The following is a 15,463-nucleotide window of genomic DNA, read 5'->3' as shown; positions in this document are numbered from 1 at the left end:
TCAGGCGGTGATGCCGCGGGCGGACAGCGCCGCCATGATGCGGTCGGTGATCTCGTCGAGCGACCCGACGCCGTCGATCTCGTCGACGATGCCGCGCTCACGATAGACGTCGAGGATCGGGGCGGTCTCCGACTCGTAGATCGAGAGGCGCTTGGCGATCGACTCCTCGTTGTCGTCGGCGCGACCCTGCTCCGCCGCGCGCAGCGACAGACGCTGGATCGACTCCGCCCGCGGGACCGAGAGCTCGATGACCGCGGTCAGCGGCTCGCCGCGCGACTCCAGGAACGCGTCGAGGTCGCCCACCTGCCCGAGGTTGCGGGGGTAGCCGTCGAGCAGGAAGCCCCCTGCCGCGTCGTCCTGCGAGAGCCGGTCGCGCACGATCGCGCTCGTCAGCTCGTCGGGAACCAGGTCGCCCGCATCGATGAGCGCCTTGACCTGCTGGCCGAGCTCCGTGCCGTCCTTGACGTTGGCCCGGAACACATCGCCGGTCGAGACTGCCGGAACACCGAGTGCCTCGGCGATGCGGACGCCCTGCGTACCCTTGCCGGAGCCCTGCGGGCCGATGATCAGGAGCCGCGCCGCGGTCATCGCAGCAGTCCCTCATAGTGCCGCTGCTGCAGCTGGGCGTCGATCTGCTTCACCGTCTCGAGGCCGACGCCGACGATGATCAGGATCGACGCGCCGCCGAACGGGAAGTTCTGGTTCGCGCCGACGGTGGCCAGGGCGATGAGCGGCAGCAGGGCGATGAGACCGAGGTAGATGGAGCCCGGCAGCGTGATGCGCGTCAGCACGTAGTCGAGGTACTCGGCGGTGGGACGGCCGGCGCGGATGCCGGGGATGAACCCGCCGTACTTCTTCATGTTGTCGGCGACCTCGACCGGGTTGAACGTGATCGCGACGTAGAAGTAGGTGAAGCCGATGATCAGCAGGAAGTAGACGGCCATGTAGATCGGCGAGTCGCCGGTCGTGAAGTACGCCTGGATCCACGAGACCCAACCGGGGACGTTGCCGTCGGCGTCGGGGGTCTGGTTGAACTGCGCGATCAGCGCGGGGATGTACAGCAGCGACGAGGCGAAGATGACGGGCACGACGCCGGCCATGTTCACCTTGATCGGGATGTAGGTGTTCGTGCCGCCCAGGGTGCGACGCCCGACCATGCGCTTGGCGTACTGGACCGGGATGCGCCGCTGCGACTGCTCGACGAAGACGACGAGGGCCACGACCGCGATGCCGACGGCGAGGACGAGCAGGAAGACCTCGAAGCCGTTGGTGGCCTGGATGGCCCACAGCGCCGCCGGGAAGGTCGCGGCGATCGAGGTGAAGATGAGGATGGACATGCCGTTGCCCACGCCGCGCTCGGTGACGAGTTCGGCGAACCACATGATGAGGCCCGTTCCGGCGGTCATCGTGATGATCATGAGCAGCTGCGCCCACCACGCCTCTTCGGTCAGCAGCGCCTCGCACTCGGGCACGCCGGTGCCGGTCGGGAACAGCTGACCCGAGCGGGCGACCGTCACGAGGGTGGTCGACTGCAGCAGCGCGAGCGCGATCGTCAGGTACCGCGTGTACTGGGTGAGGCGGCTCTGGCCGGCCTGACCCTCCTTGTACAGCGTCTCGAAGTGCGGGATCACGACGCGCAGCAGCTGCACGATGATCGTCGCGGTGATGTACGGCATGACGCCGAGCGCGAAGATCGACAGCTGCAGCAGCGCGCCGCCGGAGAACAGGTTCACGAGCGACAGCAGTCCGTCGGTCGATCCCGTCTGGTCCAGACACGTCTGGACGTTGGGGAAGTCGACGAACGGCGTCGGCACGTGCGCACCGAGGCGGTAGATGGCGATGATCGCCAGGGTGAAGGCGATCTTCCGCCGAAGATCCGGCGTGCGGAAGACCCGCGCAATGGCGCTGAACAAGAGATTCCTCCAGATGGACGGCGGCGTGTCGGGACACGCCGTCAACCAGAGTACGGCAACAGGGGCCGACCCGGCTGTCGAGCCGGGTCGGCCCCTGTCACAGGACTACTTGACCGAACCGCCCGCGGCGACGATCTTCTGCTCGGCCGAACCCGAGACCTTGTCGACGGCGACGGTGAGCTTGACCGAGATGTCGCCGGTGCCGAGCACCTTGACCTTCTCGTTCTTGCGCACCGCACCCTTGGCGACCAGGTCGCTCACGGTGACGTCGCCACCGGTCGGGTACAGCTCGGCGAGCTTGTCGAGGTTGACCACCTGGTACTCGACGCGGAACGGGTTCTTGAACCCGCGCAGCTTCGGCGTACGCATGTGGAGGGGCATCTGCCCACCCTCGAAGCCGACCTTCACCTGGTAGCGGGCCTTGGTGCCCTTGGTGCCACGGCCGGCGGTCTTGCCCTTGGAGCCCTCACCGCGACCGACACGGGTCTTGGCGGTGTTGGCACCCGGGACCGGACGCAGGTGGTGGACCTTGAGCACGCCGGGGCGCGACTCGACGGCGTCCTTCTTGGGCGCCGCCTTCTTGGCGTCGTCCTTCTTGGGCGCAGCCTTCTTGGGGGCGGCCTCGGCCTTGGCGGCCGCCGAAGCGGAAGCCTTCTTGGCCGGAGCGTCCTTCTTCTCGACGACCGCGTCGGTCGCCTTCTCAGCCTTCTCGGCCATCAGTCGATCTCCTCAACCTTCACGAGGTGTGCGACGGTCTTGACGTACCCGCGCGTCTGCGAGTCGTCCGGACGGACGACCGAGTCGCCGATCCGCTTGAGACCGAGCGAACGCAGCGTGTCGCGCTGGTTCTGCTTCTCGCTCACCTTGGACTTGACCTGCGTGACCTTCAGACGAGCAGCCATCAGGCACCAACCTTCTGTGCCTTGATGGCCTCGGCCTCGGCACGGATCAGACGGGCCGGCGCGACCTGGTCGAAGTCCAGACCACGGCGCGCGGCGACCGCACGGGGCTCTTCGAGCTGCTTGAGCGCCTCGACCGTCGCGTGCACGATGTTGATCGTGTTCGACGAACCCAGCGACTTGGACAGCACGTCGTGGATGCCGGCGCACTCCAGCACGGCACGCACCGGGCCACCGGCGATGACACCGGTACCGGCGGCGGCCGGACGAAGGAGCACGACGCCGGCGGCGGCCTCACCCTGCACCGGGTGCGGGATGGTGGAGCCGGCACGGGGAACGCGGAAGAAGTTGCGCTTGGCCTCTTCGACACCCTTGGAGATGGCCAGGGGCACCTCGCGGGCCTTGCCGTAGCCGACGCCGACCAGGCCGTTGCCGTCGCCCACGACGACGAGCGCCGTGAAGCTGAAGCGGCGACCGCCCTTGACGACCTTCGACACGCGGTTGATCGTCACGACGCGCTCGAGGAACTGGCTCTCGTTGCGGTCGCGCGAGTTGCGGTCCCGGTTGGGGTTGCGCTCGCGACCACCGCGACGCGGCTCGCGCTCGGCGGGCGCCTCGGCCGCAGCCGTGGCCGTCTGCCCGGCTGCTTGCTCAGTGGCGGTCACTTCGTTCTCCACATTCTGGTTGTTCACTGCATCGCTCACAGGTTCAGACCTCCCTCGCGGGCGCCCTCGGCGATCGCGGCGACACGTCCGGCGTAGCGGTTGCCGCCACGGTCGAACACGACGTCGGACACACCGGCGGCCTTCGCGCGCTCGGCCACGAGCTCGCCGACCTTGCGGGCCTTGGCGGTCTTGTCACCGTCGAACCCGCGCAGGTCGGTCTCGAGGGTCGAGGCCGAGGCCACGGTGTGGCCCTTGCTGTCGTCCACGACCTGGACGAAGACGTGGCGGGCCGAACGGGTGACCACCAGGCGCGGACGCACCTCGGTGCCCACGACCTTCTTGCGAAGGCGGAGGTGACGACGCGTACGAGCGTCGGTCTTCGACTTGACAGCCATGATTACTTACCACTCTTTCCGGCCTTGCGGCGAACGACCTCGCCGGCGTACCGCACACCCTTGCCCTTGTACGGCTCGGGCTTGCGGATCTTGCGGATGTTCGCTGCTGCCTCGCCGACGGCCTGCTTGTCGATGCCGCTGACGGTGAGCTTGTTGTTGCCCTCGACGGTCAGCGTGATGCCGGTCGGGGGCTCGACGAGCACCGGGTGCGAGAAGCCGAGGGCGAACTCGACCGCGGCGCCCTTCTGCGCGACGCGGTAACCGGTGCCGACGACCTCGAGGCCCTTGGTGTAGCCCTGGGTCACGCCGATGATGTTGTTGTTGATCAGGGTGCGGGTGAGCCCGTGCAGCGAGCGCGAGGCGCGCTCGTCGTCGGGGCGCGAGACCAGAACCTGGTTCTCCTCGACCGTGACCTCGATCGGGCTCGCGACGGTGAGCGAGAGCTCGCCCTTCGGGCCCTTGACGGCGACGTCCTGGCCGGCGACCGTGACGGTCACGCCGGCGGGGATGTCGATGGGAAGACGTCCGATACGCGACATGTCAGATCACCACACGTAGGCGAGGACTTCCCCACCCACGCCCTTCTGCTCGGCCTGGCGGTCGGTGAGAAGACCGGAGGAGGTGGACAGGATCGCGACGCCCAGGCCGCCGAGCACCGTGGGGAGCTCGGTGGACTTCGCGTACACGCGGAGACCGGGCTTCGAGACGCGCTTGATGCCGGCGATCGACCGCTCGCGGTTCGGGCCGTACTTCAGCGTCATGGTGAGGGTCTGGCCGACACGGGCGTCCGAGACCTCCCAGCCGGCGATGTAGCCCTCCTGCTGGAGGATCTCGGCGATGTGGGTCTTGAGCTTGGAGCTCGGCAGCGACACGGTGTCGTGGTGCGCCGAGTTCGCGTTGCGCAGACGGGTCAGCATGTCTGCGACCGGGTCTGTCATCGTCATTTCGTGTGTTTCCTTTGTTCAGCGGTTTCGGATGCCGTTACACGACAGCCGACCTTCGTGATGGGTGTTACTGGGCGTCGTCCGTCTTGAACGGGAACCCGAGCTGGCGCAGCAGCGAGCGACCCTCGTCATCCGTCTTCGCCGTGGTGACGATCGTGATGTCGAAGCCGCGGACGCGGTCGATCTTGTCCTGGTTGATCTCGTGGAAGACCGACTGCTCCTGCAGACCGAACGTGTAGTTGCCGTGGCCGTCGAACTGCTTGGGCGACAGGCCGCGGAAGTCGCGGATGCGGGGCAGCGCCAGGTTGACCAGGCGGTCCAGGAACTCCCACGCGCGGTCGCCGCGGAGGGTGACGTGCGCGCCGATGGCCTGGCCCTCGCGCAGCTTGAACTGCGCGATGGATTTGCGGGCCTTCGTGACGATCGGCTTCTGGCCGGTGATCTTGACGAGGTCGTCAACCGCGCCCTCGATCACCTTGCTGTCGCGAGCAGCCTCGCCGACACCGGTGTTCACGACGACCTTGACGATCCCGGGGATCTGCATGACGTTCGAGTAGCCGAACTCGTCCTGCAGCGCCTTCTTGATCTCGCCCTGGTACTTCTGCTTCAGGCGGGGCTGGATCTTGCCAGCCGCCGCGGCAGTGGTGGTGCTCATGTTCAGAGGTCCTTGCCGCTCTTCTTCGCGTAGCGCACGCGAACCGTGCGCTTCACGCCGTCCTTCGTCTGCTCCTCGACACGGTGGCCGACACGGGTCGGCTTCTTGGTCGAGGGGTCGACGACGGCGACGTTGGAGATGTGGATCGGGGCTTCCATCGTCTCGATGCCGCCCGTCTTGGTGCCGCGCTGGGACTGGCCCACGCGGTTGTGCTTCGTGACGTAGTTGACGCCCTCGACGATCACGCGGTTCTGCTCGGTCAGGACCTCGAGGACCTTGCCCTGCTTGCCGCGGTCGCCGCCCTTGTCCTGCTTCTTGCCGGTGATGACCTGGACCAGGTCGCCCTTTTTGATGTTCGCCATGATCAGATGACCTCCGGGGCGAGCGAGACGATCTTCATGAACTTCTTGTCACGAAGCTCACGACCGACCGGTCCGAAGATGCGGGTGCCGCGGGGCTCCCCGTCGTTCTTCAGGATGACGGCGGCGTTCTCGTCGAACTTGATGTAGGACCCGTCGGCACGACGGGTCTGCTTGACGGTGCGGACGACGACGGCCTTGACCACGTCGCCCTTCTTGACGTTTCCGCCCGGGATCGCGTCCTTGACGGTCGCCACGATGATGTCGCCCAGACCCGCGTAGCGGCGGTTCGAGCCACCGAGCACGCGGATGGTGAGCAGCTCCTTGGCGCCGGTGTTGTCGGCGACCTTGAGGCGGGATTCGGTCTGAATCACTTCTTACTCCTTGGGTTCCAAGAAGGCCGGGGCCTTACTTGGCCTTCTCGAGGATCTCGACCAGACGCCAGCGCTTGGTGGCGCTGAGCGGACGGGTCTCGTTGATGAGGACGAGGTCGCCGATGCCGGCGGTGTTCGCCTCGTCGTGGGCCTTGACCTTGGACGTGCGACGGATGACCTTGCCGTAGAGCGGGTGCTTCACGCGGTCCTCGACCTCGACGACGATCGTCTTGTCCATCTTGTCGCTGACCACGTAGCCGCGACGGGCCTTGCGGTAGCCACGGGCGTCGGCGTCGCGCACGTCGTGCGCGGCGGACTCGTGACCCTTGGCGGGCGCCTCGGCGACCGCGACGTCGGCCACGGGGGCGTCGGCCTTGGCGGCGGCAGGCTTCTTGGCCGGCGCCTTCTTGGCGGGCGCCTTCTTCTCAGTCTCAGCCATCACTCGGCCTCTTCCTTCGCGGCCTCGTCGGCGGCGTCCGCCTTCTTGGCCTTGGTCTTCTTCGCCTTCGTCGCGACCTCCACCGGCGCGGGCGTGGCACGGATGCCGAGCTCGCGCTCACGGATCACGGTGTAGAGCCGCGCGATGTCGCGCTTGACCGCACGGATGCGGCCGTGGCTCTCGAGCTGGCCGGTGGCCGACTGGAAGCGCAGGTTGAACAGCTCTTCCTTGGCCTTGCGCAGCTCCTCGACGAGGCGCTGGTCTTCGAACGTGTCGAGCTCGCTCGGGGCGAGCGTCTTGGTGCCGACGGCCATTACGCGTCGCCCTCCTCGCGCTTGATGATGCGTGCCTTGAGAGGCAGCTTGTGGATTGCACGGGTCAGTGCCTCACGAGCGAGTTCCTCGTTGACACCCGCGACCTCGAAGAGGACGCGGCCCGGCTTGACGTTGGCGACCCACCACTCGGGCGAGCCCTTACCGGAACCCATGCGGGTCTCGGCGGGCTTCTTGGTGAGCGGGCGGTCGGGGTAGATGTTGATCCACACCTTTCCACCACGCTTGATGTGACGGGTCATCGCGATACGAGCGGACTCGATCTGACGGTTGGTCACGTAGGCCGGCGTGAGCGCCTGGATGCCGAACTCACCGAACGACACCTTGGTGCCACCGGTGGCCTGGCCCGAGCGGCCCGGGTGGTGCTGCTTGCGGTACTTGACCTTGCGGGGGATAAGCATCAGGCAGACGCTCCTTCTGCGACGGGGGCCTCGCTGCGCGGGCCACGGCGACGGTCGCCACCGCGGTCGTCGCGACCGCGGGACTTCGGGGCGTTGGCCTGCTCGCGAGCGAGCTCCTTGTTGGTGAGGTCGCCCTTGTAGATCCAGACCTTCACGCCGATGCGGCCGAAGGTGGTCTTGGCCTCGTAGAAGCCGTAGTCGATGTTCGCGCGGAGCGTGTGCAGGGGCACACGGCCCTCGCGGTAGAACTCCGAGCGGCTCATCTCGGCGCCGCCGAGGCGGCCGGAGACCTGGATGCGGATGCCCTTGGCACCGGCGCGCTGGGCGCCCTGCAGACCCTTGCGCATCGCGCGACGGAAGGCGACACGAGCAGACAGCTGCTCGGCGATGCCCTGCGCGACGAGCTGAGCGTCGGCCTCGGGGTTCTTGACCTCGAGGATGTTCAGCTGGATCTGCTTGCCGGTGAGCTTCTCGAGGTCGGCGCGGATGCGCTCGGCCTCGGCGCCGCGGCGGCCGATGACGATGCCCGGGCGGGCGGTGTGGATGTCGACGCGAACGCGGTCACGCGTGCGCTCGATCTCGATCCCGCTCACGCCGGCGCGGTCCAGCTGCGTCTGCAGGAGCTTGCGGATCTTGATGTCCTCGGCCACGTAGTCGGCGTAACGCTGGCCCGGCTTCGTCGAGTCGGAGAACCAGCGCGACACGTGGTCCGTGGTGATGCCGAGGCGGAAGCCGTACGGGTTGACCTTCTGTCCCATTACTTGCTCGCCTTCTTGGTCGTGGTCGCGGCCGGAGCCTCGGCGACCTCGGGAGTCGCCAGCTCGATCGTGATGTGGCTCGTGCGCTTCTTGATCTGGAAGGCGCGGCCCTGGGCGCGGGGCTGGAAACGCTTGAGCGTCGTGCCCTCGTCCACGTACGCGTTCTTCACGTACAGGTCCTGCTCGTCCAGGTACTCGCCGTCCTTGTCCGCCTTCACGCGGGCGTTGGCGACCGCTGCGGCGACGAGCTTGTAGATCGGCTCGCTGGCACCCTGGGGCGCGAACTTCAGGATGGCGAGAGCCTCCTGAGCTTGCTTGCCCTTGATGAGCGCGACGACACGACGAGCCTTCTGAGGGGTCACGCGGATGTGCTTCACGCGTGCGATGGATTCCACCATGTCTCTCCTCCTCTAGTCCTCTCTGGAGCGCCCCCGCGTCAGCGGCGGCGACCCTTCTTGTCGTCCTTCTCGTGGCCGCGGAAGGTGCGGGTGGGCGCGAACTCGCCCAGCTTGTGGCCGACCATGGTCTCGGACACGAACACGGGGATGTGCTTGCGTCCGTCGTGCACGGCGATGGTGTGTCCCAGCATGGCGGGGATGATCATCGAACGGCGCGACCAGGTCTTGATGACGTTCTTGGTACCGGCTTCGTTCTGCGAGACGACCTTGCGAAGCAGGTGCTCGTCGACGAAGGGGCCCTTCTTAAGGCTGCGAGGCATCTTCCTCTACTCCTACTTGCGCTTCTTGCCGGCGTTGCGACGACGGACGATGTACTTGTCGCTTTCCTTGTTGGCGTGGCGGGTGCGACCCTCAGCCTGGCCCCAAGGAGAGACGGGGTGACGTCCACCGGACGTCTTGCCCTCACCACCACCGTGCGGGTGGTCGACCGGGTTCATCGCGACACCGCGGACGGTCGGGCGGACGCCCTTCCAGCGCTTGCGGCCGGCCTTGCCCCAGTTGATGTTCGACTGCTCGGCGTTGCCGACCTCGCCGATCGTCGCGCGGCAGCGCGCATCGACGTTGCGGATCTCGCCGGAGGGCAGACGCAGCTGGGCGTAGGGGCCGTCCTTCGCGACCAGGCGCACCGAGGTGCCGGCCGAGCGGGCGAGCTTGGCGCCGCCGCCGGGACGGAGCTCGATCGCGTGGATGACCGTACCGGTGGGGATGTTGCGCAGCGGCAGGTTGTTGCCCGGCTTGATGTCCGCGCCGGCACCCGACTCGACGACATCGCCCTGCTGCAGCTTGTTCGGCGCGAGGATGTAGCGCTTCTCGCCGTCGAAGTAGTGCAGGAGCGCGATGCGCGCGGTGCGGTTGGGGTCGTACTCGATGTGAGCGACCTTGGCGTTGACGCCGTCCTTGTCGTTGCGACGGAAGTCGATGACGCGGTACTGGCGCTTGTGGCCGCCACCGATGTGACGCGTGGTGATGCGACCCTGGTTGTTGCGGCCACCGGTCTTGGACAGGGGGCGCAGCAGCGACTTCTCCGGCGTCGATCGCGTGATCTCGGCGAAGTCAGCCACCGACGAACCGCGACGACCCGGGGTCGTGGGCTTGTACTTGCGAATAGCCATGTTGGTTGTCCTCTATCCCGACCGTCAGCCGACTGCCGTGAAGATGTCGATGGTGCCCGACTTCAGCGTGACGATGGCGCGCTTGGTGTCCTTGCGCTTGCCCATGCCGAAGCGGGTGCGACGGGCCTTGCCCACGCGGTTGATGGTGTTCACCGCGGCGACCTTGACGCCGAAGATCTTCTCGATGGCGAGCTTGATCTCGGTCTTGGTCGCGCGGGGGTCCACGAGGAACGTGTACTTGCCCTCGTCGATGAGCCCGTAGCTCTTCTCGGAGACGACCGGCTTCAGGATGATGTCGCGCGGGTCCTTGTTGACGGCGGTCATGCCGAGACCTCCTCGGTGGCGCCGGCCTTCGCAGCGACGAACGCGTCGTAGGCGGCCTTGGTGAAGACGATGTCGTCCGAGACGAGCACGTCGTAGGCGTTGAGCTGGCCGACGGGCAGCACGTGGACGTACGCGAGGTTGCGCACGCTCTTGATCGTGAGCTCGTCGTCGCGGTCGATGACGACCAGGACGTTCTTGACGGCGGACAGGCCGGTCAGGACCGCCGCGGCCGCCTTGGTCGAGGGCGCGCCCTCGATGCCGAAGGAGTCGACGATGTGCAGACGGCCACCGCGAGCACGGTCGCTGAGCGAGCCCAGCAGGGCCGCCGCGATCATCTTCTTGGGGGTGCGCTGCGAGTAGTCGCGCGGCTTCGGGCCGTGGACGATGCCACCACCGGTCATGTGCGGCGCGCGGATCGAGCCCTGACGGGCGTTACCCGTGCCCTTCTGCTTGAAGGGCTTGCGGCCGGCGCCGGAGACCTCACCGCGACGCTTGGTCGAGTGGGTGCCCTGGCGAGCCGCCGCGAGCTGCGCGACGACGACCTGGTGGATGAGCGGGATGTTCGTCTTGACGTCGAACAGCGAGGCGGGAAGCTCGACCGAACCGGCCTTCTTTCCGCTGGCGCTGTGGACGTCGAGCGCGAGAGTCGAGTCAGCCATGATCAGGCACCCTTCACTGCGTTGCGGACGTAGACGATGCGGCCGCGCGCACCGGGGACGGCGCCCTTGACGAGCAGCAGACCCTTCTCGGCGTCGACGGCGTGCACCGTGAGGTTGAGGACGGTCACGCGCTCGCCACCCATACGGCCGGCCATGCGCATGCCCTTGAAGACGCGGCTGGGGGTCGACGAGGCGCCGATCGAGCCGGGCTTGCGGTGGTTGCGGTGCGCACCGTGCGAGGCGGAGACGCCCTTGAAGTTGTGGCGCTTCATGACACCCGCGGTGCCCTTGCCCTTGCTGGTGCCGACGACGTCGATCAGCTGGCCGGCCTCGAAGGTGGCGTCGACGGTGAGCTCCTGACCGAGTGAGTAGTCAGCGGCATCCGCCGTGCGCACCTCGGTGAGGTGGCGGCGCGGGGTGACACCGGCGGCCTCGAAGTGGGCCGTCAGCGGCTTGTTCACCTTGCGCGGGTCGATCTGCCCGTAGGCGATCTGGACCGCGTTGTAGCCGTCCTTCTCGGGCGTGCGAACCTGGGTGACCACGTTCGGCGCGACCTCGATGACGGTGACGGGAACGAGCTTGCCGTTCTCGTCCCAAACCTGGGTCATGCCGAGCTTGGTGCCCAGCAGACCCTTCGAAATCTTCTCGTTGATGTGTGCCATGGTCGTCGTCCTCAGAGCTTGATCTCGATGTTGACGTCGGCCGGCAGGTCGAGGCGCATCAGGGAGTCGACGGCCTTGGGCGTCGGGTCGATGATGTCGATCAGACGCTTGTGGGTGCGCATCTCGAAGTGCTCGCGGCTGTCCTTGTACTTGTGGGGCGACCGGATGACGCACACGACGTTCTTCTCGGTCGGAAGGGGCACGGGGCCCACGACAGTCGCGCCCGCACGGGTCACGGTGTCGACGATCTTTCGCGCCGACGTGTCGATGACCTCGTGGTCATACGACTTCAGGCGAATGCGGATCTTCTGTCCCGCCATTGTCTGCTCACTCTCTTTTCTCGCGTCGTACCTCGAGGGCATTGGACGCACGTGGCGCGGTTACGCCGGGTACTTCGTCCTCGGAGTCCGGGCACCTGCCTTCCGGCCGGTTCCCGATCGTGTCGAGGGATGCTGCACCGCTGTTCTGATGTCAGTCCTTCTCCCCGCACGCATGCGGAACCTGTTTCCAGGTGAGGAGTCGGATGTGTTGTTCTGCTGCCCGCGGCCTAGGACCCTGCACCATGCCCTCGGAGAGGAGGCGCCGCCTATGCACTGCCCTGGCAGTGATCCTGCGCGGCGCTGACGCGCGCACGCAAGAATGTGGAACCTGACTAGTCTACGTGCCGCCCGGGCGTGTCGCAAACTCGGGCGTGTCGCGCACGGCCGTTTCTCAGTGCGCGCTCTCCCCGGGAGCGAGCACGGCCCTGAATGTGCGGAACAGGATCTGGATGTCCTGCACGAATGACCAGTTCTCGACGTAGTAGAGGTCGAGGCGCACGGCGTCGTCCCAGCTGAGCGCAGAGCGGCCGCTGACCTGCCAGAGCCCGCTCATACCGGGCTTCACCAGCAGCCGGCGATGGGCGGCGTCATCGTAGAGCGCCACCTCCCCTTCCCGCTGCGGCCGCGGGCCGACGAGGCTCATGTCGCCCGTCAGCACGTTGAACAGCTGCGGCAGCTCGTCGATCGAGTGCTTGCGCAGGAAGCGGCCGACCCGCGTGATGCGCGGATCGTCGGTCACCTTGAAGAGCGGCTGGTCGCTCGTGCCCTGCAGGTCCAGGAGGCTTGCGAGCTGATCGTCGGCGTCCGCGTTCATCGAGCGGAACTTGATCATGCCGAACTCGCGACCGCCGCGGCCGATCCGCACCTGGCGGTAGAAGATGGGCCCGCGCGAGTCCACGCGCACCGCGATCGCCGTGGCGATCATGATGGGCGAGAGGATGGCGATCAGCAGGAAGGACGCGACGAGGTCGAACGCCCGCTTGGCGAACCGGCGGAATCCTTCCAGCCGCGGGAACTCGACGTGGATGAACGGAAGCCCGGCGGCCGGGGTCGCGTGGATGCGGGGACCGGCGACGTCGGTGAGCGCCGGGGCCACCACGAGGTCGACGTCGCGGTCGGCGACCTCCCAGCCGATCCGGCGCATGGTGCGCGGATCGAGCTCGTCGGCCCCCGCGATGATGAGGGTGTCGGCGTCGACGAGGTCGATGGCGCGCACAGCGTCCGAGAACCCGCCCAGGATCGGCACCCTGCCGATCGCATCCCCCTGCCGGCTGGTGACGACTCCCACGACGTCGAAGCCCGTGCCCGGCGAGCGGTCGATGGACTCGATGACGTGGGCGGCCTTCCCGGGCTCGGCCATCACCACCGTGCGGTACACGTACTTCCGGCCGCGCTGCTGCGTGCGCAGCCACTGCCGCCACGCCCATCGCGAGAAGATCAGCACGAGGGTGCCGATCGGCAGGGCCACGAGGAAGAGGGTCCGAGCAGCGTCGATCTGGAAGAAGAAGCAGATCGACACCAGGAGCGCGAAGAGGGCGAACGACGCGTTGGCCACCCGTCGGTACTCGTTCGGGCCGCTGCCGACGATGTGCCGTTCACGCGTCTCGAAGAGGGCCAGCGCGGCCAGCCACAGGGCGGCGGTGATGATCAGTCCGAAGGTGTAGGAGAGGAACGGCCCCTCCGAGGACCACGCCATCCGGGTCGGACCCGGGGGGATGGCGACGAGGCGATAGACCGCCAGCGTGGCGACCACCACGGCCACGTCGCTGACGATCAGCCAGGAGCCGTACCGGCGCGGCCAGTCGCGAGAGGACCGGCGTGCGGGGATGAGGCGTGCCCGCCAGTTCGCCTGAGCCCCGGTGATCGCCACTCGCTCTTCGCCTCAACGTCGGATGTGTACACCGAGAGTTCACCCCGAACTCTCAGCAGATTCCCCAACAATCTAACCCGACTTCATCCGAATGAGAGAACCACCCTCGACCGTCATTAATTGCATTCGTCGGTGATGGCAACCTGGGTGGGCTTCACCATGGGGTTCGATCGCACGCTCAGCGGTCCGAAGTCACCGGACCCGATGAACGTCACCTCGACGGTCACCGTGCTCCCGGGGGGCATCCTGCTCTCGAAGGGCGCGACGACACGACCGAGATCCATGTTCCCCTCGCGGAACGGCTTGACCCAGTCGCCCTCTACCCGCATGCTCTCGACCTCCATGCCGGGAGGAGCGTAGACGAAGACGTGCTTGGAGTAGTACTCGCTGCCGTTGCGGAAGCTTTGCACGTAGGCGGGAAGAGCCTCAGCGGCCTCCTGCGTGATGTCCAGCTTCATCGTCGCCTTCGCCGTCACCCTAGTGACGCCGTCCGCGCACGTCATCGAGGCGTCGATGGCGGTGTTCAGGTAGTAGTCGATCTTCGAGGCGGACGCGTCACGGAAGTACACGCCCATCGCCGTCTCGGTCGTGTTGTCCGTCGGCAGGATGCCGGACAGCTTGCCGGATTCCTCGATGAGGGACTGCTGTGCAGGATCGGACATCCACGCCATGATGCTGCCCTGCGAGATGCTCTCGTTGACGGCCCAGGCCATGTCCTTCAGGTTCATGCTCCCCGACGACACCGCTTCGAAGACCTTCGAGGCGACAGCCGCGAAGAAGGCATCGGACGCGACAGCACCCTCGGGTGTGTAGGCATCCCACCAGGCGTAGGACTTGCTCAGCAGCACCTCGAGCGCATTCGCGCTGTCGAGCTGGAACTCGCCGTCCGGACCCGGCACCGTCACCGGGCCGGTGGCGACGAGAATCCTCGATAGGGCGATGGGATCGATGGAGATCGCCCCGTCGATGCGGGTGTCGTCGACCGTGCGGTTCCAGAACGCGGCGACCATCTGCGCCGCCGACGGCCAGTCCGGCCGCGTCGTCGACATGTTCACGCGCACGCCGTAGTTGTTGCCCCAGAGGTTCCGCAGCGGCTCGGAGATCTCGATGCCGATGTCGCGCCGGTCGGCGTCGAAGGTGCCGCTGCTCGCCTGCCCGGTGATCTCAAGGTCTCCCGCGTCGGCGCGGATCATGGTCTCCGATGCGGCGGACCCGCCGAGCGGCAGTGATTCTGCGTTGTTCTGGAAGACGAGCAGGTAATTCTTCGCGCCGTCCGCCCCCAGAAGTCCGGGGAGGAGATCGAGGACCGGCTGCACGCCCGACAGCACGTCGCTGATCTGTACGACGCCGCCCTTCACAGGGCCGATGAGCGCCTCGTTCGAGGCGAGCGACGCGAGCTCGGCAGTCAGCGGCGCGAGGGACGTCGCTCCCGACTCGATGATCGGCAGCGCCCGCGCGAGCAGCTTGCCTTCACCGTCGCCCTGCATGTCGAGGACGGGCTTGCCGATGTCATTGGCGACCACGTCCAGCGCTTCCGAGGCGACCCGCACTCCTCGCAGGTTGTCGCCCACCCACGGGAACACCTCCGCGGCGCGCCAGATCGGGTCGTTGGCCGCCGAGGCGGCCGTGCCCGCCTCGCGGGAGACGACGTCGATCGCGGCGGCGATGTCGCCACCGTCCTGGGCCTGCTGCAGCGACGCCTGCGCGGCTTCCAGCGATCCCTTCACCGTGAGCGCCTTGAAGCCGAGCCAGCCGACGAGCGCGACGAGGATCAGCACCGGGATGCCGATCCATAGAAGGAGCCGTCGACGGCGCGGGCGCTCGGTCGGCTCTGCCGACCGACGCTGTTCTTCTCGGGCCTCGCGGCGCGTCGGCAAGGTCATGCTCTCATCCTAAGCAAACGTCCGCGCCCCTCCCTGACGGC

Annotated in this window: 24 protein-coding genes; all 24 read right to left on the bottom strand. The window is 67.2% G+C overall.

Annotated elements, in window-relative coordinates; genetic code table 11:
* Nucleotides 1–588, bottom strand: coding sequence for an adenylate kinase (locus ACPWUT_RS02430; RefSeq protein WP_425840256.1), 588 nt, complete (start codon nucleotides 586–588; stop codon nucleotides 1–3).
* Nucleotides 585–1,913, bottom strand: coding sequence for a preprotein translocase subunit SecY (gene secY, locus ACPWUT_RS02425; RefSeq protein WP_284530229.1), 1,329 nt, complete (start codon nucleotides 1,911–1,913; stop codon nucleotides 585–587). The genes ACPWUT_RS02430 and secY overlap by 4 nt, the downstream gene beginning before the upstream one ends.
* A 105-nt stretch (nucleotides 1,914–2,018) precedes the next feature.
* Entirely contained in the window at nucleotides 2,019–2,630 is a 612-nt protein-coding gene (gene rplO, locus ACPWUT_RS02420) for a 50S ribosomal protein L15 (protein WP_284530227.1), read from the bottom strand.
* The gene (gene rpmD, locus ACPWUT_RS02415; protein WP_144807117.1) at nucleotides 2,630–2,815 is read right to left on the bottom strand and encodes a 50S ribosomal protein L30; all 186 of its coding nucleotides are present in this window, start codon (nucleotides 2,813–2,815) and stop codon (nucleotides 2,630–2,632) included. The genes rplO and rpmD overlap by 1 nt, the downstream gene beginning before the upstream one ends.
* Nucleotides 2,815–3,516, bottom strand: coding sequence for a 30S ribosomal protein S5 (gene rpsE, locus ACPWUT_RS02410; RefSeq protein ID WP_284530226.1), 702 nt, complete (start codon nucleotides 3,514–3,516; stop codon nucleotides 2,815–2,817). The genes rpmD and rpsE overlap by 1 nt, the downstream gene beginning before the upstream one ends.
* Nucleotides 3,513–3,872 (bottom strand): 50S ribosomal protein L18, encoded by a 360-nt coding sequence (gene rplR, locus ACPWUT_RS02405; protein ID WP_284530225.1) that lies wholly within the window; start codon nucleotides 3,870–3,872, stop codon nucleotides 3,513–3,515. Before rplR ends, rpsE begins: the two co-directional genes overlap by 4 nt.
* Nucleotides 3,873–3,874: 2 nt before the next feature.
* Nucleotides 3,875–4,411, bottom strand: coding sequence for a 50S ribosomal protein L6 (rplF, locus tag ACPWUT_RS02400; protein ID WP_284530224.1), 537 nt, complete (start codon nucleotides 4,409–4,411; stop codon nucleotides 3,875–3,877).
* 6 nt (nucleotides 4,412–4,417) lie between these two features.
* A complete protein-coding gene (gene rpsH, locus ACPWUT_RS02395) occupies nucleotides 4,418–4,816 on the bottom strand; it encodes a 30S ribosomal protein S8 (protein ID WP_183531529.1) in 399 nt (132 codons plus the stop codon).
* Between the two features lie 67 nt (nucleotides 4,817–4,883).
* Nucleotides 4,884–5,471: a 50S ribosomal protein L5 gene (gene rplE, locus ACPWUT_RS02390; RefSeq protein ID WP_284530222.1), complete on the bottom strand. Its 588-nt coding sequence runs from the start codon at nucleotides 5,469–5,471 to the stop codon at nucleotides 4,884–4,886.
* Nucleotides 5,472–5,473: 2 nt separating this feature from the next.
* Nucleotides 5,474–5,833 carry a 50S ribosomal protein L24 gene (gene rplX / locus ACPWUT_RS02385; RefSeq protein ID WP_284530220.1) on the bottom strand — a complete coding sequence of 120 codons (360 nt, stop codon included), beginning with the start codon at nucleotides 5,831–5,833 and terminating at the stop codon, nucleotides 5,474–5,476.
* 2 nt (nucleotides 5,834–5,835) lie between these two features.
* Entirely contained in the window at nucleotides 5,836–6,204 is a 369-nt protein-coding gene (gene rplN, locus ACPWUT_RS02380; protein ID WP_018171454.1) for a 50S ribosomal protein L14, read from the bottom strand.
* 34 nt (nucleotides 6,205–6,238) lie between these two features.
* Entirely contained in the window at nucleotides 6,239–6,505 is a 267-nt protein-coding gene (gene rpsQ, locus ACPWUT_RS02375) for a 30S ribosomal protein S17 (RefSeq protein ID WP_067165812.1), read from the bottom strand.
* A 137-nt stretch (nucleotides 6,506–6,642) separates the two neighbouring features.
* Complete coding sequence (gene rpmC / locus ACPWUT_RS02370) at nucleotides 6,643–6,957, bottom strand: 50S ribosomal protein L29 (RefSeq protein WP_144807109.1); 315 nt, start codon at nucleotides 6,955–6,957, stop codon at nucleotides 6,643–6,645.
* Nucleotides 6,957–7,376: a 50S ribosomal protein L16 gene (gene rplP / locus ACPWUT_RS02365; RefSeq protein WP_018171451.1), complete on the bottom strand. Its 420-nt coding sequence runs from the start codon at nucleotides 7,374–7,376 to the stop codon at nucleotides 6,957–6,959. The genes rpmC and rplP overlap by 1 nt, the downstream gene beginning before the upstream one ends.
* Entirely contained in the window at nucleotides 7,376–8,134 is a 759-nt protein-coding gene (rpsC, locus tag ACPWUT_RS02360; protein ID WP_284530217.1) for a 30S ribosomal protein S3, read from the bottom strand. The genes rplP and rpsC overlap by 1 nt, the downstream gene beginning before the upstream one ends.
* On the bottom strand, nucleotides 8,134–8,532 hold the full coding sequence (gene rplV / locus ACPWUT_RS02355) for a 50S ribosomal protein L22 (RefSeq protein ID WP_284530215.1): 399 nt from the start codon (nucleotides 8,530–8,532) through the stop codon (nucleotides 8,134–8,136). The genes rpsC and rplV overlap by 1 nt, the downstream gene beginning before the upstream one ends.
* Before the next feature lie 38 nt (nucleotides 8,533–8,570).
* Nucleotides 8,571–8,852 carry a 30S ribosomal protein S19 gene (rpsS, locus tag ACPWUT_RS02350; RefSeq protein WP_018187348.1) on the bottom strand — a complete coding sequence of 94 codons (282 nt, stop codon included), beginning with the start codon at nucleotides 8,850–8,852 and terminating at the stop codon, nucleotides 8,571–8,573.
* A 12-nt stretch (nucleotides 8,853–8,864) separates the two neighbouring features.
* Nucleotides 8,865–9,704 carry a 50S ribosomal protein L2 gene (rplB, locus tag ACPWUT_RS02345; protein WP_284530214.1) on the bottom strand — a complete coding sequence of 280 codons (840 nt, stop codon included), beginning with the start codon at nucleotides 9,702–9,704 and terminating at the stop codon, nucleotides 8,865–8,867.
* A gap of 24 nt (nucleotides 9,705–9,728) precedes the next feature.
* Nucleotides 9,729–10,028: a 50S ribosomal protein L23 gene (rplW, locus tag ACPWUT_RS02340; protein WP_284530213.1), complete on the bottom strand. Its 300-nt coding sequence runs from the start codon at nucleotides 10,026–10,028 to the stop codon at nucleotides 9,729–9,731.
* Nucleotides 10,025–10,687 (bottom strand): 50S ribosomal protein L4, encoded by a 663-nt coding sequence (gene rplD / locus ACPWUT_RS02335; protein WP_284530212.1) that lies wholly within the window; start codon nucleotides 10,685–10,687, stop codon nucleotides 10,025–10,027. Before rplD ends, rplW begins: the two co-directional genes overlap by 4 nt.
* A gap of 2 nt (nucleotides 10,688–10,689) precedes the next feature.
* Entirely contained in the window at nucleotides 10,690–11,349 is a 660-nt protein-coding gene (gene rplC / locus ACPWUT_RS02330; RefSeq protein ID WP_284530210.1) for a 50S ribosomal protein L3, read from the bottom strand.
* 11 nt (nucleotides 11,350–11,360) lie between these two features.
* Nucleotides 11,361–11,669, bottom strand: a complete 309-nt coding sequence (gene rpsJ, locus ACPWUT_RS02325) for a 30S ribosomal protein S10 (protein WP_005050520.1) — start codon at nucleotides 11,667–11,669, stop codon at nucleotides 11,361–11,363.
* A 391-nt stretch (nucleotides 11,670–12,060) separates the two neighbouring features.
* Nucleotides 12,061–13,539 (bottom strand): sugar transferase, encoded by a 1,479-nt coding sequence (locus tag ACPWUT_RS02320; RefSeq protein ID WP_425840230.1) that lies wholly within the window; start codon nucleotides 13,537–13,539, stop codon nucleotides 12,061–12,063.
* A 116-nt stretch (nucleotides 13,540–13,655) separates the two neighbouring features.
* Nucleotides 13,656–15,422, bottom strand: a complete 1,767-nt coding sequence (locus ACPWUT_RS02315) for a DUF4012 domain-containing protein (protein WP_425840227.1) — start codon at nucleotides 15,420–15,422, stop codon at nucleotides 13,656–13,658.
* Nucleotides 15,423–15,463 lie beyond the last annotated feature (41 nt).

The sequence above is a fragment of the Microbacterium sp. PA5 genome (assembly GCF_049860775.1).
In the GTDB taxonomy this organism is placed as follows: domain Bacteria; phylum Actinomycetota; class Actinomycetes; order Actinomycetales; family Microbacteriaceae; genus Microbacterium.
Note: the sequence above shows the minus strand (reverse complement) of the source record. Positions and strands in the feature narration are given on the sequence as shown.

What these genes read in the sequence shown, in the direction of transcription:
- ACPWUT_RS02430 (WP_425840256.1), bottom strand. Translation starts at nt 588, where the DNA reads ATGACCGCGGCGCGGCTCCTGATCATCGGCCCGCAGGGCTCCGGCAAG.
- rplO (WP_284530227.1), bottom strand. Translation starts at nt 2,630, where the DNA reads ATGGCCGAGAAGGCTGAGAAGGCGACCGACGCGGTCGTCGAGAAGAAG.
- rpmD (WP_144807117.1), bottom strand. Translation starts at nt 2,815, where the DNA reads ATGGCTGCTCGTCTGAAGGTCACGCAGGTCAAGTCCAAGGTGAGCGAG.
- rplR (WP_284530225.1), bottom strand. Translation starts at nt 3,872, where the DNA reads ATGGCTGTCAAGTCGAAGACCGACGCTCGTACGCGTCGTCACCTCCGC.
- rplF (WP_284530224.1), bottom strand. Translation starts at nt 4,411, where the DNA reads ATGTCGCGTATCGGACGTCTTCCCATCGACATCCCCGCCGGCGTGACC.
- rpsH (WP_183531529.1), bottom strand. Translation starts at nt 4,816, where the DNA reads ATGACGATGACAGACCCGGTCGCAGACATGCTGACCCGTCTGCGCAAC.
- rplE (WP_284530222.1), bottom strand. Translation starts at nt 5,471, where the DNA reads ATGAGCACCACCACTGCCGCGGCGGCTGGCAAGATCCAGCCCCGCCTG.
- rplX (WP_284530220.1), bottom strand. Translation starts at nt 5,833, where the DNA reads ATGGCGAACATCAAAAAGGGCGACCTGGTCCAGGTCATCACCGGCAAG.
- rpmC (WP_144807109.1), bottom strand. Translation starts at nt 6,957, where the DNA reads ATGGCCGTCGGCACCAAGACGCTCGCCCCGAGCGAGCTCGACACGTTC.
- rplP (WP_018171451.1), bottom strand. Translation starts at nt 7,376, where the DNA reads ATGCTTATCCCCCGCAAGGTCAAGTACCGCAAGCAGCACCACCCGGGC.
- rpsC (WP_284530217.1), bottom strand. Translation starts at nt 8,134, where the DNA reads ATGGGACAGAAGGTCAACCCGTACGGCTTCCGCCTCGGCATCACCACG.
- rplV (WP_284530215.1), bottom strand. Translation starts at nt 8,532, where the DNA reads ATGGTGGAATCCATCGCACGCGTGAAGCACATCCGCGTGACCCCTCAG.
- rpsS (WP_018187348.1), bottom strand. Translation starts at nt 8,852, where the DNA reads ATGCCTCGCAGCCTTAAGAAGGGCCCCTTCGTCGACGAGCACCTGCTT.
- rplB (WP_284530214.1), bottom strand. Translation starts at nt 9,704, where the DNA reads ATGGCTATTCGCAAGTACAAGCCCACGACCCCGGGTCGTCGCGGTTCG.
- rplW (WP_284530213.1), bottom strand. Translation starts at nt 10,028, where the DNA reads ATGACCGCCGTCAACAAGGACCCGCGCGACATCATCCTGAAGCCGGTC.
- rplD (WP_284530212.1), bottom strand. Translation starts at nt 10,687, where the DNA reads ATGGCTGACTCGACTCTCGCGCTCGACGTCCACAGCGCCAGCGGAAAG.
- rplC (WP_284530210.1), bottom strand. Translation starts at nt 11,349, where the DNA reads ATGGCACACATCAACGAGAAGATTTCGAAGGGTCTGCTGGGCACCAAG.
- rpsJ (WP_005050520.1), bottom strand. Translation starts at nt 11,669, where the DNA reads ATGGCGGGACAGAAGATCCGCATTCGCCTGAAGTCGTATGACCACGAG.
- ACPWUT_RS02315 (WP_425840227.1), bottom strand. Translation starts at nt 15,422, where the DNA reads ATGACCTTGCCGACGCGCCGCGAGGCCCGAGAAGAACAGCGTCGGTCG.